Origin of the sequence: Bradyrhizobium erythrophlei, from assembly GCF_900129425.1 — a bacterium.
Classification (GTDB): Bacteria; Pseudomonadota; Alphaproteobacteria; order Rhizobiales; family Xanthobacteraceae; genus Bradyrhizobium; species Bradyrhizobium erythrophlei_C.
Genome location: NZ_LT670817.1, coordinates 6665376 through 6687945, shown reverse-complemented (window position 1 = coordinate 6687945; position 22570 = coordinate 6665376). Strand labels below are relative to the sequence as shown.

The following is a 22570-nucleotide window of genomic DNA, read 5'->3' as shown; positions in this document are numbered from 1 at the left end:
TAATCGAGAGGCAACCATGGCACTCAATCTGACCCCCCCTGACATCAGCGAGCTCAAGCCGCGGATCACCGTCTTCGGTGTCGGCGGAGCCGGCGGCAACGCCGTCAACAACATGATCACTGCCGGACTGCAGGGTGTCGATTTCGTCGTCGCCAACACCGACGCGCAGGCGCTCACCATGTCCAAGGCGCAGCGCATCGTGCAGATGGGCACCCAGGTCACGCAGGGCCTCGGCGCCGGTTCGCAGCCGGATGTCGGCGCCGCCGCGGCCCAGGAAGTCATCGACGAGATCCGCGACCACCTCTCGGGCGCCAACATGGTGTTCGTCACCGCCGGCATGGGCGGCGGCACCGGCACCGGCGCCGCACCCGTGATCGCCAAGACCGCGCGCGACATGGGCATCCTCACCGTCGGCGTGGTGACAAAACCGTTCCACTTCGAAGGCCAGCGCCGCATGCGCACCGCTGAGGCCGGCATCTCCGAGCTTCACAAGGTGGTCGATACGCTGCTGATCATCCCGAACCAGAACCTGTTCCGGGTCGCCAACGAAAAGACCACCTTCGCCGACGCCTTCGCGATGGCCGACCAGGTGCTGTATTCGGGCGTCGCCTGCATCACCGACCTGATGGTCAAGGAAGGCCTGATCAATCTCGACTTCGCCGACGTTCGCGCCGTGATGCGCGAAATGGGCAAGGCGATGATGGGCACCGGCGAAGCCTCCGGCGAGAAGCGCGCATTGACCGCGGCCGAGGCCGCCATTGCCAATCCGCTGATCGACGATTCCTCGATGAAGGGCGCGCGCGGCCTGTTGATCTCGATCACCGGCGGCAAGGATCTGACGCTGTTCGAAGTCGACGAAGCCGCAACCCGGATCCGCGAGGAGGTCGATCAGGACGCCAATATCATCGTCGGCGCCACGTTCGACGAAACCCTCGACGGCGTGATCCGGGTTTCCGTCGTCGCCACCGGTATCGAACAGGCGCTGATTTCCCGCAACGCCGCGTCGCCGGCCGCACCCGTGACCCATGCGGCGGCTCCGGCGGCCAGCCCGGACTCCCGCCTGGCCGACCTGACCGCGCGGCTGCGTGCCGACAACCAGCGCATCGCTGAACGTGCCCAGAAACAGGAGGCATCCGGCCCGGCGCCGTCCGCTTCCGCCGCGCCGCAGCGCTCCTCGGGCAGCGTCGAACGCGCAGCGCTCGCGGCGATCGCCGCGGCGGTCTCTCCGCAAACGCCGCAGCCGGCCGCGGCGCCGATGCAGCCCGCGTCCTACGGCGACGTCACGGTTCGGCCGATTGCGCAGAAGCCGTCGCTGTTCCCGGATCATGATGTCGCGCGTGTACAGGCTCACGAGCCGCCGACGCCCGAGACATTCATTCCGCAGGCGGCCGAGCGCGCGCCGGTTCGCGCGCCGAGGATGCCGAAGTTCGAGGATCTGCCGATGCCGGCGCAGAACGAGATTCGCCAGGCACGCGGCGAAGCCGAAGAGGAGCATCCGCAAAAGACCCGGATGTCGCTGCTGCAGCGCCTCGCCAATGTCGGCCTCGGCCGCCGCGACGAAGAGAGCGAGCCGCCGATCGCGGCCCGCGCCTCGGGTCCTGCGATGGCGTCGATGCCGCCGCTGCCGGAACGGAAGCCGCAGCGCTCGGTCGCGCAGCAAATTGCGGCCGCTGAACCGGTGTCCGAATACGCTCGCCGGCCCGCGCCCCAGGGATTGGACGTTCACGGCCGCCCTGCACCTGTTGCTGTAGCGCCACAGGGCGACGATCATTTGGACATCCCGGCGTTCCTACGCCGCCAGTCCAGCTGAAATTGTTACGACGGAAGAGGCCCCGGCTGACCTAGCCGGGGCCTTGGTTTTTGAGTTGGGAAGGCCGTCAATGTCTTCTTCAAGCAACTGATATTAAATGATTAATTATGTATTTCGTGGTGGGATGGCAGGCCCGCGAAGGCTGCCAGGCGTGCTCCAATTTGGTTAACCTTTGGCGTAAATACGGCATGGATAGGGTAACAATTGGTAAAAAAGCGTGAGTTGGCGCCCTTTGAGGCTGTGACTATGGTCCGCCGTGACTTGGGGACTTGAAGTGCGAATCGGTACCCGGAATCGGGTCGGATCTGATCTTTGAGTAAGTCGGTGGTGGGCGGTCTTCGAATGAAATTTAGCCGGCAAACAACGCTTCGGTCGCAAGCCACCGTGACGGGCGTTGGCGTTCATTCTGGTCTACCTGTAAGCCTCACTCTTGGACCTGCACCTGTGGATGCAGGTTTTATTTTTGTCCGCACCGGTCTGGATGGCTGCGATCGCGAGGTTCAGGCGTCAGCCGAGTCGGTGATCGCCACCGAATTTGCTACCGTGCTCGGTGACCGTGAGGGTCCGCTCGTCTCCACCGCCGAACATGTGCTGGCTGCACTGCGGGGCATGGGCGTCGATAACGCCACCATCGACATCGACGGCCCGGAAGTTCCGATCATGGACGGCAGCGCAGCCGCCTTCGTCGCTGCGATTGACCAGGCTGGTATTCTTACCCAGTCGGCGTCGCGCCGCTTCATCCAGGTGCTGAAGCCGGTGCAGGTCGCGATGGGCGATTCGTTCGGCGAATTGCGCCCCCATGCCGCGGGCTTCCGCGCCGAGATCGAAATCGACTTCGCCAATCCGGTGATCGGCCGTCAGAGTTATGTACTCGATCTCAGCCCCGAAAGATTCCGCCGCGAGATTTCCCGCGCCCGGACCTTCGGATGCATGAACGATGTGGCGCGGCTTTGGAGCGCCGGCTTTGCGCTCGGCGCCTCGTTCGAGAATTCGGTGGTGTTCGACGAGACCCGCCTGCTCAACACCGAGGGGCTGCGCTACAGCGACGAATGCGCGCGCCACAAGGTTCTCGACGTGATCGGCGATCTCGCGCTGGCGGGTCTGCCAATGCTCGGCGCCTATCGCTCGGTGCGCGGCGGTCACAAGCTCAACCACGCGGTGCTGACGGCCTTGATGGCCGATCGCAGTGCCTGGCGGGTGATCGAGTCCGAGGCCGCCCGTCGTTCGCGCGGTCACGCGGAGCCCGGCAGTGGCATGGTGGGCGGCATGATCGCCCCGGCCTACGGTCCCGACGTGTCCTGACTTTCGGCTTCGAAATGTCCTGAGCGTCCTCTGGACGTTTCCTGACTTTCGGCTTTGAAATGCCTTGGGCCTTGTCCAGGGGCGGACTGATCCTCGATCCCTGCGGTAACCATGATCGGCAGCGATCGGCCCAGACCCGCCTTAATCCGGGCGAAATGCCTGCGTATCCGGTTGGTTGAGGGACTAATTTCGGCTACACAGGCCCGCGATTGCATGGCACGGCGGCACCGGCACAGCAATCACCGCGTCCATGACCGCGCTCGGGACGCGCGGCGGGCACCGCATCACAGGCGTCAGGTCATAACTTCATGTCGGCACCGCGTATGACGCTCGAATTCCGCAAGAAATCGGCTGGCATCGGCCAAGAGATTGCGGGGCGCAATTGGATCGGCCGGCGGCTGCTGCTGGCCGCGGGCCTGGTTGTGCTCGCGATCCCCCTGAGCGGATGCGGCACCGGGGCCTTGTGGGACAAGTTTATGGCCAAGGACGATACCTTCGTCGAGGAGCCCGCGGACAAGCTCTACAATGAGGGCTTGTACCTGATGAACCAGAAGAAGGATCCGAAGGCGGCGTCGAAGAAATTCGAGGAAGTCGACCGTCAGCATCCTTATTCCGACTGGGCGCGCAAATCGCTGCTGATGTCGGCCTATGCCTTCTACGATTCCGGCGACTATGACAGCTGCATCGGCGCCGCGACCCGTTACGTCACCTTGCACCCGGGCAGCCCCGATGCCGCCTATGCGCAATATCTGATCGCGGCCTCGCATTACGACCAGATTCCGGACATTACCCGCGATCAGGGCCGCACCGAGAAGGCGATCGCGGCGCTTGAAGAGGTGATTCGCAAATACCCGACCTCGGAATACGCCGTCAGCGCCAAGGCCAAGCTCGAAGGCGCGCGCGACCAGCTCGCCGGCCGCGAAATGGCGGTCGGCCGCTATTACATGGACAAACGCGACTACACCGCCGCCATCAACCGTTTCAAGACCGTGGTCACCCAGTATCAGACCACCCGGCATGTCGAGGAAGCCCTGGCCCGGCTCACCGAGGCCTACATGGCGATCGGCATCGTCGGCGAGGCGCAAACCGCGGCCGCCGTGCTCGGGCACAATTTTCCCGATAGCCGCTGGTACAAGGACGCCTATAATCTAGTAAAGTCCGGCGGCGTCGAGCCGAGCGAGAATCAGGGTTCCTATATCTCCAGGGCTTTCAAAAAACTGGGTCTTGGGTAGGATTAATTCAGCATGCTGGCGCGCCTTTCGATCCGTGACATCGTCCTGATCGAACGGCTCGATATCGAGTTTTCCCGTGGCCTGGCGGTGCTGACCGGCGAAACCGGCGCCGGCAAATCCATTCTGCTCGATGCATTCGCGCTGGCGCTCGGCGGCCGCGGCGACGCCGGTCTGGTCCGTCATGGCGTCGAGCAGGGGCAGGTCACCGCCGTGTTCGACGTGCCGAAGAACCATCCGGCCGCGAAAATCCTCGGCGATAACGGCCTCGACGACACCGGCGAAATGATCCTGCGCCGTGTGCAGCTCGCCGATGGCCGCACCCGTGCCTTCATCAACGATCAGTCGATCAGCGTGCAGACCCTGAAGGCGGTCGGCTCCGCGCTGGTCGAGATCCACGGCCAGCATGACGAGCGGGCGCTGGTCGATGCCTCGACCCACCGCCGCCTGCTCGATGCATTCGCCGGCCTCGAGAAGGACGTCGCCGCGCTGGAGCTGCTGTGGGATGCAAGGCGCGCGGCCAACACCGTGCTCGACGAGCATCGCGCGAGCATGGAGCGCGCCGCCCGCGACGCCGACTATCTGCGCCACGCCGCTGATGAGCTGAAAAAACTCGCGCCCAGGGACGGCGAGGAAACCACGCTGGCGGAGCGCCGCACCACGATGATGCAGGGCGAGAAGATCGCCGGCGATCTGCGCGAGGCGCAGGATGCCGTCAGCGGCAATCATTCGCCGGTCGCGGCACTGTCCGCGGCGGTGCGGCGGCTCGAGCGCCGGGCCGGAAATTCGCCTGCGCTGGTCGAGCCCGCGGTGAAGGCGATCGACGCCGCCATCAACGCGCTGGAGGAGGCCGACCAGCATCTCACGGCGGCGCTGATCGCGGCGGATTTCGACCCCAGCGAGCTCGAGCGCATCGAGGAGCGGCTGTTCGCGCTGCGCGCCGCCTCGCGCAAACATTCGACGGCGGTCGACGGCCTTGCGGCGCTGGCTAAGAAATACGCCGCCGACGTGGCGCTGATCGACGCCGGCGCCGATCAGTTGAAGAAGCTGGAGGCGGCCGCGGCCGAGGCGGACAAGCGCTACGGCGCCGCCGCGACAAAGCTCTCCGCCGCGCGATCGAAGTCGGCGCAGAAGCTCGACAGGGCCGTCAATGCCGAACTGGCGCCGCTGAAGCTTGAGCGCGCCACGTTTACCACGCAGATCGAATCCGATCCGGAGTCGTCGGGCCCGCAGGGGTTCGACCGCATCGAGTTCTGGGTTCAGACCAATCCGGGCACGCGGCCGGGGCCCTTGATGAAGGTCGCCTCCGGCGGCGAGCTGTCGCGATTCCTGCTGGCCTTGAAGGTGGTGCTGTCCGATCGCGGTTCGGCGCCCACCTTGGTGTTCGACGAAATCGACACCGGGGTCGGCGGCGCGGTGGCGGACGCCATCGGCGCGCGGCTGGCGCGGCTCGCGGGCAAGGTGCAGGTGATGGCGGTGACCCACGCCCCGCAGGTCGCGGCCCGCGCCGACCAGCATTTGCTGATTTCCAAGGACGCGCTCGACAGGGGCAAACGCGTCGCCACCCGCGTCAACGCACTCGCCGCCGATCACCGCCGCGAGGAAATCGCCCGCATGCTGGCCGGTGCGGAAATCACCGCCGAGGCCCGCGCGGCGGCGGAACGCCTGCTGCGCGCGGCCACGGCGTGAGGTCTCTCGTGTCCCGGACGCGGTGCAGCGTTCTTCACGCTGCTCCGCAGAGCCGGGACCCAACCAACTGAGCGTCGTCATGGACCCCGGATCAGCAGCGCATCACCATAGCGCGTCGAAGACGCGCGTGAACACCTGCTGCGCGCGGCCACGGCGTAGGTATTCCTTGTCATTCCGGGGCGCGTCGAAGACGCGAACCCGGAATCTCGAGATTCCCCGATGTGCAATTGCACATCTGAGGTCTGGTCCTTCGGACCATCCCGGAATGACGAGTCAGTTACAAATGGATTCATACAGATCATTCCGCCGCGGGTTCTGCGCTTCAATCAATTGGGTTTTCCAGCTCCGCTTCCATTTCTTCAGTTCTTTCTCACGGGAAATCGCGGAAATCGGATCATCGTAGATTTCGAAGCAGACGAGTCGCGTGATATTGTATTTCGACGTGACGCTGCGGGCGGCCTTTGTGCGGTGTTCGTAGACCCTGCGCACGAGATCGTTCGTAATCCAAATGTAGGTTGCGCCGTCCTTTCTGCTGGCAAGTATGTAGACGTAATAGGCCATGATATTAATTGCTCACAACGCAAAACGTCATTCCGGGGCGTGCGAAGCACGAACCCGGAATCTCGAGATTCCGGATATGGTCCTGCGGACCATTCCGGAATGACGGGCTATAAATTCTTATCATGATAGCAAAATCAAAAACAAAATCTCCCCCCGACGTCGACACCCTCACCAAGGCGCGGGCCAGGGTGGAGCACAAACGGCTGGCGCTGGAGCTGGAAGGCCACGACAGGCGCTACTATCAGGAGGACGCGCCAAAAATTTCGGACGCTGAATACGACGCGCTGCGCAAACGCTTCAGCGCCATCGAGGCCAGGTTTCCCGAATTCGTCACCAGCGATTCGCCGTCGCAGAAGGTCGGCGCGGCGCCCTCGGGGCGCTTTAGGAAGGTCCGGCATGCGGTGCCGATGCTGTCGCTCGACAACGCCTTTGCGGAAGCGGACGTGCTCGATTTCGTCGGTCGCATCAGGCGCTTCCTGAAACTCGGCGAAGACGACCAGATCGACTTCAGCGCCGAGCCGAAAATCGACGGGCTCTCGATGTCGCTGCGTTACGAAGCCGGCGAACTCGTCACCGCCGCCACCCGCGGCGACGGCGCCGAGGGCGAGGACGTCACCGCCAATATCCGAACGCTCGAGGACGTGCCGAAAAAACTCGGGGGTCGCAACGTACCCGAGATCTGCGAAGTGCGCGGCGAGGTCTACATGACCAAGCGGGCTTTCCTCGCGCTCAATGAGCGGCAGAAGGCCGCCGGCGATACCGTGTTCGCCAACCCGCGCAATTCGGCGGCGGGCTCATTGCGCCAGAAGGATCCGTCGATCACCGCCTCGCGGCCGCTCGGCTTCTTCGCTTACGCCTGGGGGCAGATGAGCGGGATGCCTGAAGATACCCAGTCCGGCATGATCGGCTGGTTCGAGCGTTGCGGTTTCAAGACCAATCCGCTGACCAGGCTGTGTCACTCGGTAGAGCAACTGATCGCCTTTCACCGCAGCATAGAGGAGCAGCGCTCGCATCTCGATTACGACATCGACGGCGTCGTCTACAAGGTCGATCGTCTCGACTGGCAGGAACGTCTCGGCTTCGTCTCGCGCACGCCGCGCTGGGCGATCGCGCACAAGTTCCCGGCCGAGCGCGCCATGACCGTGCTCCGGGATATCGAGATCCAGGTCGGGCGCACCGGCTCGTTCACGCCGGTCGGCAAGCTCGAACCGGTCAGCGTCGGCGGCGTCATCGTGCAGAACGTCACGCTGCATAACGAGGATTACATCCGGGGTATCGGCGGCGACGGCGAGCAGTTGCGCGAGGGCCGCGACATCCGGATCGGCGATACCGTCATCGTCCAGCGCGCCGGCGACGTCATCCCGCAGGTGGTGGATGTGGTCGCCGACAAGCGGCCGAAGGATGCCAGGCCCTATCATTTTCCCAAGAAGTGCCCGTGTCCGCTGCATACCGACGTGGTGCGCGAGGAAACCGCCACCGGCGAGGAGGGGGCGCGAGCCCGCTGCACCGGCGAGTTTGCCTGTCCCTACCAGAAGATCGAGCACCTGAAACTGTTCGCCGCGCGCCGCGCCTTCGATATCGACGGGCTCGGCGAAAAGCAGATCGAATTCTTTTTCGAGCAGGGCTGGGTGAAGGAGCCGGCCGACATTTTTACCCTCGAAGCGCGAAATGCGAAGCTGAAGCTCGAGGAGATCGAAGGCTACGGCGCGACCTCGGTGCGCAACCTGTTCGAGGCGATCAGGCGGCGGCGCGAAATTTCGCTGGAACGCTTCATCTACGCGCTCGGCATCCGTCAGGTCGGCGAGACCACGGCGCTGGCGCTGGCGCGCGGCTACGGCTCATGGACGGCTTTTCACGACGCCTGCCTCAAGGTCGCCAGCGGTGACGAGGAGGCCATCGCCGAGATGGACGCGCTCGACCAGATCGGCGAGACCGTGATCGCCGCCATCGCCGCCTATTTCGGCGAGAGCCACAATCGCGGCATCGTCGAGCGGCTGACAAAAGAAGTCACCATCCTCGATGCGGAAAAGCCAAAGAGCAACTCGGCCGTCGCCGGCAAGACCGTCGTTTTCACCGGTGCGCTGGAGAAGATGACGCGCGACGAAGCCAAGGCAAAGGCCGAGCGGCTCGGCGCCAAGGTGTCCGGCTCGGTGTCGAAGAAGACCGATTACGTGGTCGCCGGTCCCGGCGCCGGCTCGAAACTCGCGGAAGCCAAAAAGCACGAGGTCGCGGTGCTGACCGAGGATGAATGGCTGAAGATGATCGGGGAGTGACGAGGTATCCTTTCCGATTGAATGAGAAGCCGCGGCGTACCGGGTCGCCCGCTCATCCCCAATCAAGTCGGGGACAGGCGCCGGGCGACGACGGGCTAAAGCGTGATGAGATGAAGGGACGCAGCGGTGAACTTTACCTCTCCCATCGGGAGAGGTCGGCGCGTAGCGCCGGGTGAGGGGTTGCGGTCTATCGTTGGTGTAGCGCCCCCTCACCCGATTTGCTGCGCAAATCGACCTCTCCCCGCTGGGGAGAGGTGAAGGGCACCGATTCAAATTAAAACCATCTTGTTCTCATGTGAGTGTATGGCGACACGGCGCGCCGCTTGCGGCCCGACGGGCAAATCAGTTCGCCTTCCAATGCTGGCATGTCCAGCCCCCTTTGCAAAAATATTCTGTTTTTCCGAAAACCCAAATCAGTCTATATCCCCCGCCATCCTGTTCCACTCAGAGGGGCGTTTCGCGAACGTCACGGACGCGGGGCGGGGGGCGGTGGACGCGACGGCGCGCTTGACGGGCGATGCCAACGCGGACGGCGAAGACGTGTGGTCCTGACGCCTCGGTGCCGGCGTCAAGTTGGCGGATTGATCCGCGTAACGACGGTGGCAAGAAAGCCGATCACCGGGGAGAGCACGGTATAAGCCGTAAACCATTGCGCGGGGAATGCCGGATGACTCCGGTAAACTCGCTGTGAATACTCGTGTGCCTACTTACTACCCCATAGCGCACACGAGGCTGCGGGTGCATCGGGCGCCCGGCATTCCCTGCGCCCTCTGAATTGAGAGGGCGGGACTTGAGAGCAAACCTCGGGCGTATCGCGCCGCGAGAATGCGAAGGTGTGTCTGCAATGACTGTGTCGGAATTTCGCGCAATCTACCGAGCGGAGAGGTCAAGAACCTCCGCCTACAGCAACCCCGATTCTTCCTCCTCCGCCTGTTCGATCAGTTGCTCGCTGACCACCACGTTGCGGCGTGGGATCAGGAAAACCATAGTCGAGGCGCAGGCGATCGACAGCACGACGATGGCGATGTTGAGCGGCACCGGCGTTGTGAAATGGCCGCCGAGCCAAGCGCCGAATTGCGAGATCAGCGCGCCCAGTCCCATCTGCAGGAATCCCATCGCGCCCGAGGCGGTGCCGGCGGCTTCCGGGCGCACGCTGATGGCGCCGGCCGCCGAGTTCGACATCACGAAGGCGTTGGCGAACATCACCAGCATCTGGGTGCCGAACAGCCATGACGGCGACTGGTTCAGCCCGATGACGCCCCATACCAGGTTCAGCGCGCTGCCGGCGAGTTGCAGCGCGAGCCCCAACCAGATCAGTTTCTCCAGCGAATGCCGAGGTGAAAAGCGCACACAGAACAGATTGCCGATGAGATAGGCAAAGGCCGTCGTGGCAAACCAGGCGCCATATTCGGCGCTGCTGCGACCCATCTGCATCACCACGATATAGGGCCCGCCACCGGCGAAGGTGAAGATGATCTGCGAGGCCAGCACCTGACACAGCATGTAGCCGATGAAGGCGCGGCTGGTGAGCAGGCTGCCGACATCCTGTCGGAACCCGCTGCCCTCAGCGCGCAGCCGGCGCGTCTCGGGCAAAGCGAGCGCGATGGCCACGGCGACCGCCAGCGAAGCGCCGGTGATGACGTAGAAGATCGAGCGCCAGCCGAACGCGGTTTCCAGGAGGCCGCCGGTCAGCGGGCTCAGCATCTGCGCGATCATCATCACCGCGATCACCAGGCTGATCATGCTGCTGATGCGCTCGCGGCTGTAGAGATCGCGGATGATGGCGCGGCTCACCACCATGCCGGTGGCGCCGCCCAGCGCCTGCAGAAACCGCGCCGCGATCAGTTCCGGCAGGGTCTCGGCGAAAATGCAGGCAGCACTTGCCGCGACCATCAGGCCGAGTCCCGCCAGCAGCACCGGACGGCGTCCGAACCGGTCCGACAGCGGGCCCATGATGATCTGCGAACAGGCGATGCCGACCATGTAGAGCGACACCGTCATCTGCGCGATCGAGATGTCGCGTTCGAAAATGGTGGCGAGCTGGGGCAGCGCCGGCACCAGCATATAGAGCGAAATCGGCGCGACGCCGGTCATCGCGACCAGCAGCCACAGCATGACCCGCGATGGCGCGGTGCCGGCCTCCGTCACCGCTTCGGGCTGTTTGCCCATCACTCCGTGCATTTTTTCCGGGTTCGGCTCGAGTATGATTCAAAATAAATCGCAGCCGACTGTAACCCCATCCTTCAGCGGGAATACGCCCGTTTCGGAATGCGGCTATTCGATTTTTGAGGACGACCACCACAATCAACCTCGTCATTCCGGGATGGTCCGAAGGACCAGACCTCAGATGTGCGATTGCACATCGGGGAATCCTTGGATTCCGGGTTCGGCGCTTCGCACCGCCCCGGAATGACGTTCTGATTGCGGCTAGTTACAGCGACAGCGTCGCGGTGGCGGCGTCGAGCCACGCTCTGGTGGCTTCGTCGACATGCGGGCGGACCGCATGGCGGACGCGCTCGTGATATTCGTTGATCCAGTTCAGTTCGTCGCCATCAAGCATGTTCAGATCGATCAGACGGCGATCGATCGGCGCCAGGGTCAGCGTCTCGAAGGCATTAACGGGTTTCTCGGCGCCGGCGATATCGGTGCCGACAACCAGTTCCAGATTTTCGATCCGGATGCCGTAGGCGTCGGTCTTGTAATAGCCGGGCTCGTTGGACAGGATCATGCCGCGCCGCAGCGGCGTGGTGCCGAGCTTGGAAATTCGCGCCGGGCCCTCATGCACCGACAGATAGCTGCCGACGCCATGGCCGGTGCCGTGCTCGAAATCGACGCCGGCCTGCCACAGGAATTGCCGCGCCAGCGGGTCGATCTGCGCGCCGGTGGTACCGTCGGGAAACACCGCGCGGGCGATCGCGATGTGGCCGCGCAGCACGCGGGTGAAGCGGTCGCACATTTCGACCGTCGGCGTACCGATCGCGATGGTGCGGGTGACGTCGGTGGTGCCGTCCTCATATTGCGCGCCGGAATCGATCAGCAGCAGATCGCCGGGCGAAACCCGCCGGTTGCTCTTGCGGGTGACGCGGTAGTGCACGATGGCGCCGTTCGGCCCGGTGCCGGCGATGGTCGGGAACGAGACGTCCTTCAACGCGCCGGTGTCGCGGCGGAAGGTCTCCAGCGCCTCGACGGCATCGATCTCGGTCAGCGCCCCCGACGGGGCTTCGCGGTCGATCCAGGCGAGAAACCGTGCCAGCGCCACCGCGTCGCGCCGGTGCGCGCTGCGGGCGCCCTCGATCTCGGTGGCATTCTTGACGGCCTTGAGCAGGCTCACCGGATCGTTGCCGCGCACCGGTTTGCCGCCGGCGGCGACGATCAGCCGGCTCAAGGCGTCGGCCGCGGTGGCGCTGTCGAGGCCGACCGATGCGCCGCGTTGTGCCAGCTCGGTGAGCGCAGGCGTCAGCGCATCCGGCTCGGCGACGTCGGCTGATTGTTCGAGGTGGTCACGGGCGCTGTTCGACAGCTTGCGGTGATCGATGAACACAATGGGGCGGCCGTCCTTCGGAACCAACGCATAGGACAGCGGCAGCGGGGTGTGCGAGACGTCGGCGCCGCGGATATTGAAGGTCCAGGCCACCGCGTGCGAATCCGACAGCACCATCGCATCGACGCCGAGCCTGGCGATCTCCTGGCGAATACGCCCGAGCTTGTCGGCCTCGGGTTCGCCGGAAAATTGCGGGCCGTGAACGGCCACGGGGCCGAGCGGCGGCGGCGGACGCTCGGTCCAAACGGAATCCAGGGGGTTGGTATCGACCGCGATCAGCTCCGCGCCGGCCCCGGCGCAGGCGGCGGCCAGCCGTTCGGCGGCCGCGGAAGTATGCAGCCATGGATCAAACCCGAGTCGGTCGCCGGCGGCGAGATGCTTCCCGAGCCAGGTTTCCGGCGGCGGATCGACCAGGGGCTCGATGCTCCAGGCCCTGGTATCGACCTGCTTGGCGGCCTGCAGGGTATAGCGGCCATCGACGAATACGGCGGCTTGCGCCAGCACGATCGCCAGTCCAGCCGATCCGGTGAAACCCGTCAGCCAGGCCAGCCGCTCCTCGGACGGCGCGACATATTCATTTTGCTGCTGATCGGCGCGGGGAATCACAAACCCGGTCAGCCTCCGCCGCGCCAGCTCCTCGCGAAACGCGGACAGCCGCGCGGTCAGCGCCACGCCGCTTTCGGGCTCTTCGAATGTCTGGAAAAGGGCTTCGAACATCGCGGGCCTACCTTAGGAGTACGGGGAGAAGTCCGCAATGCAATGCAAATTGCTTCATATTTTGCGTAACTTATGCTTGAATTATTACACCTGCGTTAGACGGGATGGAACGGTTTGTCTCACAAACGGTTCACCTAACGATATCTGGGGAAATTCCAGGAGTGTTTCAACTCAACGAAGAGGGGATACACCATGCCTGTTTTCACGTTTGAGAAGATTTCGCCGCCGGTCCCCCGCGGCCAGATTCCTCCAACCGCCAAGAAACAACGCGGTGTCATCGTCCAGATCCTGGATCGTTTTGTCGAGGCCCGCGTCAGGCGGACGCTGGGCGAGGAAGAGGAAAAGGGCGCCGTCGCCCCCCGCCAGCAGCGACCTTCTGATGCTGATTAAGTATTTCTGATTATGTCAGGCCGCGCACTGCATCAGCAGGCTGCTCCAGCCCTCGATTTGTAGCTGCCGCACGAGAACAAGCCCGCGGGCGCGGTAGGCGGCGACGACCCCCTGAGCCTGATGCGGCAGCAACCCCGATAGAATGACCAACGCCGATGGTGCCAGATGCCGCGCCATCGGCGTTGCCATTTGCCGTAATGGATTGGCGAGAATATTCGCCAGCACCAGGTCGAACGGTCCGCGCGCGGCGAATAACGGCGCTGAAAACCCGCTCGCCTGGATCGCCTGCACGCGACCGCCAACACCGTTGAGCCGGGCGTTGTCGCGCGCCGCCCGGACCGACAGCGGATCGATGTCGCTCGCGAGCACCGGCCGGTGCTGCGCCTTCGCCGTCGCGATGGCGAGCACGCCGCTGCCGGTACCGAGGTCGAGCACGCGCCGGGGGTGGTAAGCCTTCAGCACCGCGTCGAGCAGCAGCAGGCAACCGCGGGTGGTGCCGTGGTGGCCGGTGCCGAACGCCAGCGCCGCCTCGATCTCGATGCCGAGCTTGTTCGGCGGCACCCGGGCGCGGTCATGTTTGCCATGCACGATGAATCGCCCGGCGCGCACCGGAACGAGTTCTTCGAGCGTCGCCTTGACCCAGTCTTTTGCCTCAACCGTGTCGAAGCTGATGGCTTGCGCGACCTCGTCACCGGCGACGAGACGGACGAGTTCGCGGATCGAGGTTTGATCGGGCGCTTCGGCAAAATGCACCGTGATGCCCCAGCGCCCGCCGGGACCCTCGTACGCGGCGATGGCGGCCTGGCCGTCGAAAAAGCTTTCGGTCAGGAGATCGACCACGCGCTTGGCGGTCTGCTCGTTGCCGATGGCGAAGGTAGCGCGGCTGGTGCTGGGGGTAATAATGGAGGTCATCAAGGGTCCGGGGAAATGGCGCAGGCGGGTAACGCGCCCCATCGATTACCCGGTAATCGGGTGGCGCAACAGGCCTGCCTCCCTATGGTGCCTCAACACCTCGCCAGGAGTTTTGGGTCATGGCACCTTTCCGTAAATTTCACTCCATTGCCGCTCTGTGCGGCGACGGGCTTCGGCCCGAACTGCAGGCGCTGTTCGAGCGGCTTGCGGTGGATCCGCATTCCGAGCTGTTCGTCAGAGGCGACGGCATGAGGCAGTCAGGTCCGGACCCGGTGTCCGAGCAAGCGCCGGTGTCGCAAAAGGCGGCCCTGGCCTGCAGCACAAATCGGGAGAGAGGCCAGCATGTGGTCATGCGCAAAAGAGTTCACTCCGCCAACGGAGACAGGACCGCGTCGTCACAGCCTGTCGGCATCAAACGCAGGGGACGTTGACAGCGTCATGCACTGGGACATACCCGGTTTGTGCACAGGCACTTCGCACGTGACGCACGTGGTCAGTCCGGATGGGTCCGGATTGGCGCTACGCGCGCCAATAGCGTTTCGGGAGACAATACGCGGATCCCCGGGGATCGGTGCCACGCCGATCATGCCAGCGGATTGTTTCAATATGCGGTCGCGGACATTTTTGAAGGGCGCCTCGATCCAGCACAGCACATGTCATGTCGCTGCCCGAACATGAATCTTTGGTAATGACTCTCGATCGCTCGCCGGACCGCGCGACGATTTCAACTGGAACGCTCGCTGCGGTAACCGCAAATCGCGAGTTGATTCGGAATGCACGATTGCAATCAGCACGCGTGGAGCAAAATTCAGCATTCAAACCGAGGCATTAAAGCCGGTCGCGCGTGAGCGAACGAAAACTTCAAGACTTGGGCGAAGCCCCGATTGCGAAAAATAGTCGACCGTAACAAAAATCTGAAAGGCACATGGAAAGAGAAACAACCGGCAACAACGCTTACTCTCCTGCCTCATTCTTGCTCATCTCCTGCCATTGTATGCCATCTAGTTCACCATACAAATTTTTTCATGATTGCGCGGCGCAACTTTCTCCTTGGAGGTTTGACGGCCTCGGTGGTCGCGTCGGCTTGCTTTGGTCTCGCGGGCACCGGTGCCTGGACGGACTTAAAAAGGAAATTGTCAAACAGCAAATGCGCGGCGGATTGTTTTAGTCAGGATTGGTCGCGATTTGAATATGACAAGTTCTATCATTCGTTCTTTGACCTCAGTCGGTCTGACAGGTTGACGGGTGCTGCCACCGGGCCTGTGATCAGGGCAGAAATCCGCGAGGCGTTTGGCGGCGATCACTTGCACGTCGCGCAGGAAGAGAGTTTGCGAATCCTTTCGACCGACAGGATTGAGGACTTCACGCTTCACAGACTTAGCTTTGACCTGGACTGCGGAGTTCCGGTCATGGGCTGCGCGGCGGTGCCGCGGACAGCACCTCGCGGTCTCGTCTTGCTGGCCCACGGCATGGAGACGACTCCCGAGCGTTGTTTTAACGTGACATCTCCTGACTACATGAGAGCGATTGGAGCACGGCTGTGCGCAGCGGGATTGGCTGTGTGGTGTCCGTTCTTGCCTCAGTCCGGCAATGAGCCAAGTCAGGACAATCTTGCCGGAATGCTTTCACTTGCAGGAATTTCCTATCACAACGTGGTTTGCTCGGCGCTGAACCTCGGCCCTTGGGCCATGAGGCAACTGAAAGTGCCAGAACTCCGCGTTGTCCGTTATGGAATGTCGTGGGGTAGCGTCATCGCCGGCAATCTCGAAGCCGCGACGGGAGCGCGCACGCCGAGTGTCCTTTCGGGGTATTTGCGCGACGAGGAGCAGTTGGTTAGATCCGGATGGCTCGAAAACCGGGCAAGCCAACCGTTCCTGACCTACCTTCACCAGCTGCCCGGCGCTGCAAATTATTTTTTTCCGGGTTTGGCGAAATTGGTGCGACCGTGCCCCTTGTATTTCGAAATCGGGGATCGCGACGGGCTTAGCAACAACACTTTCGGCCGCGACCAGGCATTCGCGAAAATTCAAACGGCCTATCGGGAGGTTGACGCTGCGGGCGCTGTCACATTGCGCGTATTTGCCGGCGGTCATGAGGTTTCCGGCACGGAAGCCATTGCCTGGCTTTCGGCGCAACTCTCCAACGTCTAAGCAGCTTCAGATCCTGGATTGAGCCTCTGCCTGGTTGCTCACAGGCCCGCCTTGACAATATCCACAGCAAATCCGGGCGGCTTCTCCACCGCCTTATCACCAGGCCGTCAACCGGTTTTCCACAGGCTGTCCACCGGGTTGTCAACCGGTTGCCTCCGTCACCATCTGGATTGCGTCGCTGACGTTCGCAATGACAGATGGCTGCATCTGCGTCCACTCACTTGAACAGCGTCCGGTGATCCCCCAGAATTACGCGCGCGGCGTTATGGCCGGGTGCGCCGGTGACACCGCCGCCGGGATGCGCGCCGCTTCCGCAATGGTAAAGACCCTTCAGGGGGCCGCGATAGTCGGCGTGGCCCAGCATCGGCCGCGCCGAGAACAACTGGTTCAGCGTCAGCGCGCCATGAAAGATGTCGCCGCCAAGCAGGCCGAACTGCCGTTCCAGATCGAGCGGCGAGAGCACCTGCCGTCCCATGACGCTTGCGGCAAAACCCGGCGCGTAGTTGTCCACCGTCGCGATCATGAGATCGGCGACTTCCTCGCGATGGTCGTCCCACGACCTTCCATCGGATAATTGCGGCGCGACATGTTGGCAGAACAGGCTGGCGACATGCCGGCCCGGCGGGCACAGCGTATCGTCCAGCGTCGACGGGATCAAAATCTCGACCACGGGCTCGCGGCTCCAGCCGTGCGCCCGCGCATCCTGCCAGGCGTGGTCCATGTAGGGCAGGCTCGGGCCGATAATGATGCCCGCGCTGAGGTGGTCGCCGGCGCCCGGAAGCGCCGTGAACGAGGGCAGGGCATTCAGCGCGACATTCATGCGGAAAGTCCCGGAGCCGTTGCGCCAGTTCTTGATGCGATCGAGAAAGGCTGGCGGCAATGCATCCGCAGGCACCAGCCGCGTATACAGCAGTTTAGGATTGACGCTGGAGGCGACATATCTGGCTCTTATCGTTTCGCCGTTGTCGAGGATGACGCCGGCCGCGCGATCGCGTTCGACGATCACCTCGCGCACGCCGGCATCCAGCCCGATTTCGGCGCCGTGTCCGCGCGCCGCCTGCGCCATCGCCTGCGTGATCGCGCCCATGCCGCCAATGGCGTGGCCCCACACACCCTTCTTGCCGTTCACCTCCCCGAACGCATGATGCAGCATCACATAGGCCGAGCCGGATGCGTAGGGGCTGGCGTAATTACCGACGATAGCGTCAAATCCGAACAGCGCCTTGACCAGGTCGCTCTCGAAGACCTCGTCCAGCATTTCGCCGGCCGAACGCGTGAACAGATCGAGCAGGCTGCGCTGCTGCTCCAGCGAAAGCCGGCGAAGGATGTTGGCGGTGCTGAGCGCGTTGAAGGCTTCGCGGATCGATCCGGCGCCAAACCCCTCGACGAGGTTCGGCGGCGCGCGCAACACGAACGCGCGCAGCACGTCGGCGATCACCTCAAGCTCGCGCGTGAAGGCATCGAGCCTGACGGCATCGCGTTCGCTGAGTTTGGCCACGGACTGATGCGTGCGGCCTTCGCCGGTCAGCAAATAGCTGCCATCGGGGGCGGGCAGGAAATTCTGGGCGCGGCGCTCGACGATCCGCAGGCCGTGCTCGCTCAATTTCAGATCGGCTGAGACCCGCGGGTTGAGCAGGCTGACGGTGTAGGCCGCGACCGAATTGCGAAAGCCGGGATGGAATTCCTCCGTCACCGCGGCGCCGCCCACGACCTTGCGGCGCTCGATCACCTTCACGCGCAGGCCCCCCATCGCCAGATAGGCCGCGCAGGTGAGGCCGTTATGCCCCGCGCCGATGATGATGACGTCGGTTTCTGTCATGGCTGGTTCATTCGCATTCGTCGTTCCCGGGGCATCGCGCAGCGATGAACCCGGAACCTCGAGTTTCCGGGTTCTGCTTGGCATGTCCCGGAATGACATTCACTCCTTAGCGAAGATGTGAACATCAGCACAATGCCAACATGCCCTTCGGCTGTCTCCCCCGCATTGCCCGCCGCGTCGCCCTATGCTCCATTGCCGCGCCCGGCGCGCGCTTTGCCGGAAATCCCGCCGCCGGCGCCCGCCGGGTTCAAGCCGGAGTTTCCATGACGTCACCCGATCCGTCCGCTGCCACGGACCAGCCTTCCGCCGGCCGAAACCGGCTGGTCCTGATGGTCTACACCTCGGCCATCTTCGTCAGCGCGCTGCTGTTGTTCTCGGTGCAGCCTTTGTTCACCAAGATGGTGCTGCCGCGGCTCGGCGGTTCGCCGGCGGTGTGGTCGGTGGCGATGGTGTTCTTCCAGTCGCTGCTGCTCGCCGGCTATGCCTATGCGCATTACCTGATGCGGATCCGCAACCGCATGATTCCGGTGGTCGTTCATCTGGGGCTGCTGCTGATCGCCCTGCTGACGCTGCCGCTGTCGATCGCGGGCGGGTGGGGCGAGCCGCCGACATCGGGCTATGCGTTCTGGCTGTTGGGCCTGTTCGCGGTCTCGATCGGGCTGCCGTTCTTTGCACTGGCCGCCAACAATCCGCTCCTGCAGGCCTGGTTCGTCCGCACCGGGCATCCCAACGGGCCCGATCCCTACTTCCTCTATGCCTCCTCGAATATCGGCAGTTTCCTGGCGCTGTTGTCCTATCCGGTGCTGCTGGAGCCGATGTTCACGCTGCGCACGCAAAACCTGATCTGGACCGGCGGCTATGGCTTGCTGATCGTCCTGATCGGGACTTGCGGCGTGCTGCTGCTGCGCTCGCCTGCGATGGCCGCGGTCGATGTACTTGCCGAGGATACCGATGCCCCGCCGCCGCCGTGGATCCTGCGCGCGCGCTGGATCTTCCTCGCCGCGGTGCCGTCGGGCCTGCTGATCGCGGTGACCGCGCATATTTCCACCGATGTCGCCGCGGCGCCGTTGTTGTGGGTGCTGCCGCTATCGCTTTATCTTTTGACCTGGGTGCTGGTGTTCCAGTCGCGCCCGCTGCTGCCGCACAAATGGATGCTGATGACGCAGCCGCTGGCGATCGCGGGCGTGATCATGCTGCTCGCGATCGGCGGCGAGCAGAACCTGCTGCTGACGCTCGGTGGGCATCTGCTTTGCTTTTTTGTGATCGCGATGGCCTGCCATGGCGAACTGGCGCGCACGCGGCCTGCCGCGCGATATCTCACCGGTTTCTATGTCGCGCTGTCGTTCGGCGGCATGGTCGGCGGATTGTTCGCAGGCCTGATCGCACCCTTTACCTTCTCATGGATCGCCGAATACCCGATCCTGCTGGGGCTGGCGGCGTTGTGCCGGCCGCCCGGCGGCGAGGAGCGTTTGCCGCGCTGGAGCGGCTGGTACTGGCCGTTTCTCGCCGTGCTGGCGGTAGCCCTGATCGCGCCGTCCTATTCGCAGGGCAAGGTCATGGCCTGGCTCGGCGACCACCGGGTCTGGGTGATCGGCGCCGTCGGCGTGCTCTCGGCCTTGCTGGCGCTCGGATTGAACGCCAACCGCTGGAAGATTTTCGCAACCGTCGCGGTGGCGCTGGTGCTGATCCGCGCCTATCCGTCCGACGACGGGCGCGTCGAAACCGTGCGCAGCTTCTTCGGCGTCCACAAGATCGTGGTCACGCCGCATGGCCAGTATCACGTGCTGATGCACGGCACCACGATCCACGGCGCCCAGAAATTCCTGAACAATGACGGCACGCCGGTGACCGGGCGGCCGGAGCCGATCACCTATTACCACAAGGATGGCGGTATCGGTCAGGCGATCACGGCGGTGCGCGAGCGCAAGGGCGCACCGCTGCGCGTGGCGGTGATCGGGCTGGGCTCCGGCACCCTGACCTGCGCCTCCGAGCCGGGCGAGAGCTGGAAATTCTTCGAGATCGACCAGTCGATGGTCGATACCGCGCGCGACCCGAAATATTTCACCTACATCCAGAACTGCGAGCCGGATCTGAAGCCCGTCATGGGCGACGCGCGGCTGACCTTCGCCCGCGAGCCCGACGGCGTCTACGACCTGATCATCGTCGATGCCTATTCGTCGGACGCGATCCCGATCCATCTCGCCACCCAGGAGGCGATGAAGATCTACAAGGACAAGCTGGCGCCGCAGGGCGCTGTCGTGATGCACGTCTCCAACCGGCATCTGGAATTGTCCAGCGTCGTCGTCGGCATTGCGGAAGCCAACGATCTCAAGAGCTGGGTCTACAGCGAGGATTCCAACCGCGATGACGAATACATCTTCGCCACTTCGGTCGTAGTCTGCGCGCGCGAGGAGGCCGACCTCGGCAAGCTGGCGTCCTCGGAGCAGTGGGAATTGACCGAACCCGACGAGAACCAGCGGGTTTGGACCGACGATTATTCCAACGTGCTCGGCGCGGTCTATCGCCGGCTGCGCGACGGCGAGGAGTAGGGCTCGGGGCGGTTGGGAGGAATGCATGCATGATAAAGTCGATGTGCTGATCATCGGTTCCGGAGCGTCAGGCGCCGCGGTGGCGTGGAGTCTGGCCGATACCAGGATGCGGATTCTCTGCCTCGAGCAGGGCGACTGGGTGAAGCCTTCAGACTATCCGAGCAACGGACGGGATTGGGAGGCGCGGCTATTCAGCGATTTCGCCATCAATCCCAACCGCCGGGCGCGGCCGACCGATTATCCGATCAACGACGCCAATTCGCCGATCAAGGTGGTGAACTTCAACGGCGTCGGCGGCAGCACCATCATGTACACCGCGCATTTTCCGCGCCTGCACCCCTCCGACTTCAGGGTACGCACGCTCGACGGCGTCGCCGACGACTGGCCGATCAACTACGCCACGCTGGAGCCGTTCTTCGCCGAGAATGATCGCATGATGGGCGTCTCGGGTCTCGCCGGCGATCCCGCCTATCCGCCGAAACAGCCGCCGATGCCGCCGCTGCCGCTCGGCAAGTCGGGCACGCGCTTCGGCAAGGCGATGAACCAGCTCGGCTGGCACTGGTGGCCGTCCGACACCACGATTGCGACGACCGACTATGAAGGGCGCGGGCGCTGTATCAACCTCGGTCATTGCACGCCGGGCTGCGCGCAGGGCGCCAAGGGCAGTACCGACATCACCTACTGGCCGCATGCGATCCGCGCCGGCGTCGAACTGCGCACGCTGTGCCGGGTTCGCGAAATAACCGTCGATGCAGACGGCATGGCGACAGGCGTAATCTATTATGACGGCGAGGGGCCGGAGCACTTCCAGGCGGCCGAAGTCGTCATCCTCGCCTGCAACGGCGTCGGCACGCCGCGCCTGATGCTGAATTCGGTATCGGCAAGATTCCCCAACGGCATTGCCAATTCCTCAGGGCTGGTCGGCAAGAACCTGATGTTTCACCCGTACGCCCTGACCTACGGCTATGTCGATGAGCCGCTCGATGGCAATCACGGCCCGCCTTTATGTCTGTGGAGCCAGGAATTCTACGAAACCGATTCCCGGCGCGATTTCGTGCGCGGCTATACCTTTCAGTTCGGCCGCGGCGTCGGTGCGATCATGGAAGCCATTGTCAGTTCCGCGGCCGGGCGGCTGCCATGGGGCGAAGACCATCACCGGGTCTACCGGAAACTGCTCAACCATCGCATCGGTCTTTCGGCGATCTGCGAGGACCTTCCCGAGGAGCACAATCGTGTCACGCTCGATCCTGACCTGAAGGACAGTAGCGGCATCCCCGCGCCGAAGCTCGACTATACCATCAGCGCCAACAGTCTGAAGATGATGAACCATGGCATCGCGCGCGCGACGGAGATTCTGACGACAGCCGGCGCCAGCAATATTGCCGTGGAGAGTCCGATCCTGAACGGCGGCTGGCATTTGCTCGGCACCGCGCGCATGGGCACTGACCCCGAACGCTCGGTGGTGAATAAATGGGGCCGCTGCCATGACGTGAAGAACCTCTTCATCGTCGACGGTAGCATCTGGGTGACCTCCGGCGGCGTCAACCCGACCTCGACCATCCAGGCGCTGGCGCTCTACATTGCCGACAGCATCAAGCAGCGCCTCGCCAACCTGTTCGATTAAGAAA

General features: G+C 63.7%; 15 protein-coding genes. 10 read left to right on the top strand and 5 right to left on the bottom strand.

From position 1 onward, the window contains the following. The first annotated feature begins 16 nt into the window (after positions 1-16). The 4 genes from ftsZ to recN all read left to right on the top strand — a co-directional run bounded on the left by ftsZ (position 17) and on the right by recN (position 6030). Positions 17-1810 carry a cell division protein FtsZ gene (ftsZ, locus tag B5527_RS31870; protein WP_079605040.1) on the top strand — a complete coding sequence of 598 codons (1794 nt, stop codon included), beginning with the start codon at positions 17-19 and terminating at the stop codon, positions 1808-1810. Positions 1811-2152: 342 nt separating this feature from the next. Further along, a complete protein-coding gene (gene lpxC / locus B5527_RS31865) occupies positions 2153-3112 on the top strand; it encodes a UDP-3-O-acyl-N-acetylglucosamine deacetylase (protein WP_079605039.1) in 960 nt (319 codons plus the stop codon). A 308-nt stretch (positions 3113-3420) separates the two neighbouring features. Next, complete coding sequence (locus B5527_RS31860; RefSeq protein WP_079605038.1) at positions 3421-4344, top strand: outer membrane protein assembly factor BamD; 924 nt, start codon at positions 3421-3423, stop codon at positions 4342-4344. A 12-nt stretch (positions 4345-4356) separates the two neighbouring features. Further along, on the top strand, positions 4357-6030 hold the full coding sequence (recN, locus tag B5527_RS31855; RefSeq protein ID WP_079605037.1) for a DNA repair protein RecN: 1674 nt from the start codon (positions 4357-4359) through the stop codon (positions 6028-6030). A 273-nt stretch (positions 6031-6303) separates the two neighbouring features. Here the strand turns inward: recN and B5527_RS31850 are convergent, their stop codons facing one another. Continuing rightward, the gene (locus B5527_RS31850) at positions 6304-6591 is read right to left on the bottom strand and encodes a GIY-YIG nuclease family protein (RefSeq protein WP_079605036.1); all 288 of its coding nucleotides are present in this window, start codon (positions 6589-6591) and stop codon (positions 6304-6306) included. 122 nt (positions 6592-6713) lie between these two features. On the opposite strand from B5527_RS31850, the gene ligA reads away from it, so the two are divergent. Further along, entirely contained in the window at positions 6714-8864 is a 2151-nt protein-coding gene (gene ligA, locus B5527_RS31845) for an NAD-dependent DNA ligase LigA (RefSeq protein WP_079605035.1), read from the top strand. 900 nt (positions 8865-9764) lie between these two features. On the opposite strand, the gene B5527_RS31835 is transcribed toward ligA, so the two are convergent. Continuing rightward, positions 9765-11045 carry a multidrug effflux MFS transporter gene (locus tag B5527_RS31835; RefSeq protein WP_079605033.1) on the bottom strand — a complete coding sequence of 427 codons (1281 nt, stop codon included), beginning with the start codon at positions 11043-11045 and terminating at the stop codon, positions 9765-9767. 250 nt (positions 11046-11295) lie between these two features. Further along, positions 11296-13122, bottom strand: coding sequence for an aminopeptidase P family protein (locus tag B5527_RS31830; RefSeq protein WP_079605032.1), 1827 nt, complete (start codon positions 13120-13122; stop codon positions 11296-11298). Positions 13123-13314: 192 nt separating this feature from the next. On the opposite strand from B5527_RS31830, the gene B5527_RS31825 reads away from it, so the two are divergent. After that, entirely contained in the window at positions 13315-13512 is a 198-nt protein-coding gene (locus B5527_RS31825; protein WP_079605031.1) for a hypothetical protein, read from the top strand. A gap of 15 nt (positions 13513-13527) precedes the next feature. On the opposite strand, the gene B5527_RS31820 is transcribed toward B5527_RS31825, so the two are convergent. Further along, on the bottom strand, positions 13528-14424 hold the full coding sequence (locus B5527_RS31820; protein ID WP_154072631.1) for a 50S ribosomal protein L11 methyltransferase: 897 nt from the start codon (positions 14422-14424) through the stop codon (positions 13528-13530). Between the two features lie 119 nt (positions 14425-14543). Between B5527_RS31820 and B5527_RS31815 the strand changes: the two genes are divergently transcribed. Further along, positions 14544-14855 (top strand): hypothetical protein, encoded by a 312-nt coding sequence (locus tag B5527_RS31815; protein ID WP_079605030.1) that lies wholly within the window; start codon positions 14544-14546, stop codon positions 14853-14855. Between the two features lie 594 nt (positions 14856-15449). Next, positions 15450-16574, top strand: a complete 1125-nt coding sequence (locus tag B5527_RS31810; RefSeq protein WP_079605029.1) for a hypothetical protein — start codon at positions 15450-15452, stop codon at positions 16572-16574. Positions 16575-16791: 217 nt separating this feature from the next. Here the strand turns inward: B5527_RS31810 and B5527_RS31805 are convergent, their stop codons facing one another. After that, on the bottom strand, positions 16792-18393 hold the full coding sequence (locus B5527_RS31805) for a phytoene desaturase family protein (protein WP_079607663.1): 1602 nt from the start codon (positions 18391-18393) through the stop codon (positions 16792-16794). Between the two features lie 263 nt (positions 18394-18656). On the opposite strand from B5527_RS31805, the gene B5527_RS31800 reads away from it, so the two are divergent. Together B5527_RS31800 and B5527_RS31795 are read left to right on the top strand one after the other, a co-directional pair. After that, on the top strand, positions 18657-20942 hold the full coding sequence (locus tag B5527_RS31800; RefSeq protein ID WP_079607662.1) for a spermidine synthase: 2286 nt from the start codon (positions 18657-18659) through the stop codon (positions 20940-20942). Between the two features lie 25 nt (positions 20943-20967). After that, positions 20968-22566, top strand: coding sequence for a GMC family oxidoreductase (locus B5527_RS31795; RefSeq protein ID WP_079605028.1), 1599 nt, complete (start codon positions 20968-20970; stop codon positions 22564-22566). Positions 22567-22570: the final 4 nt, after the last annotated feature.

Coding starts and splice junctions, on each gene's coding strand:
- B5527_RS31795 (WP_079605028.1), top strand. CDS start 20,968: ATGCATGATAAAGTCGATGTGCTGATCATCGGTTCCGGAGCGTCAGGC.
- B5527_RS31825 (WP_079605031.1), top strand. CDS start 13,315: ATGCCTGTTTTCACGTTTGAGAAGATTTCGCCGCCGGTCCCCCGCGGC.
- ligA (WP_079605035.1), top strand. CDS start 6,714: ATGATAGCAAAATCAAAAACAAAATCTCCCCCCGACGTCGACACCCTC.
- B5527_RS31820 (WP_154072631.1), bottom strand. CDS start 14,424: ATGACCTCCATTATTACCCCCAGCACCAGCCGCGCTACCTTCGCCATC.
- B5527_RS31800 (WP_079607662.1), top strand. CDS start 18,657: ATGACGTCACCCGATCCGTCCGCTGCCACGGACCAGCCTTCCGCCGGC.
- B5527_RS31815 (WP_079605030.1), top strand. CDS start 14,544: ATGGCACCTTTCCGTAAATTTCACTCCATTGCCGCTCTGTGCGGCGAC.
- B5527_RS31850 (WP_079605036.1), bottom strand. CDS start 6,591: ATGGCCTATTACGTCTACATACTTGCCAGCAGAAAGGACGGCGCAACC.
- B5527_RS31860 (WP_079605038.1), top strand. CDS start 3,421: ATGTCGGCACCGCGTATGACGCTCGAATTCCGCAAGAAATCGGCTGGC.
- lpxC (WP_079605039.1), top strand. CDS start 2,153: ATGAAATTTAGCCGGCAAACAACGCTTCGGTCGCAAGCCACCGTGACG.
- ftsZ (WP_079605040.1), top strand. CDS start 17: ATGGCACTCAATCTGACCCCCCCTGACATCAGCGAGCTCAAGCCGCGG.
- B5527_RS31810 (WP_079605029.1), top strand. CDS start 15,450: ATGATTGCGCGGCGCAACTTTCTCCTTGGAGGTTTGACGGCCTCGGTG.
- B5527_RS31835 (WP_079605033.1), bottom strand. CDS start 11,045: ATGCACGGAGTGATGGGCAAACAGCCCGAAGCGGTGACGGAGGCCGGC.
- B5527_RS31830 (WP_079605032.1), bottom strand. CDS start 13,122: ATGTTCGAAGCCCTTTTCCAGACATTCGAAGAGCCCGAAAGCGGCGTG.
- recN (WP_079605037.1), top strand. CDS start 4,357: ATGCTGGCGCGCCTTTCGATCCGTGACATCGTCCTGATCGAACGGCTC.
- B5527_RS31805 (WP_079607663.1), bottom strand. CDS start 18,393: ATGACAGAAACCGACGTCATCATCATCGGCGCGGGGCATAACGGCCTC.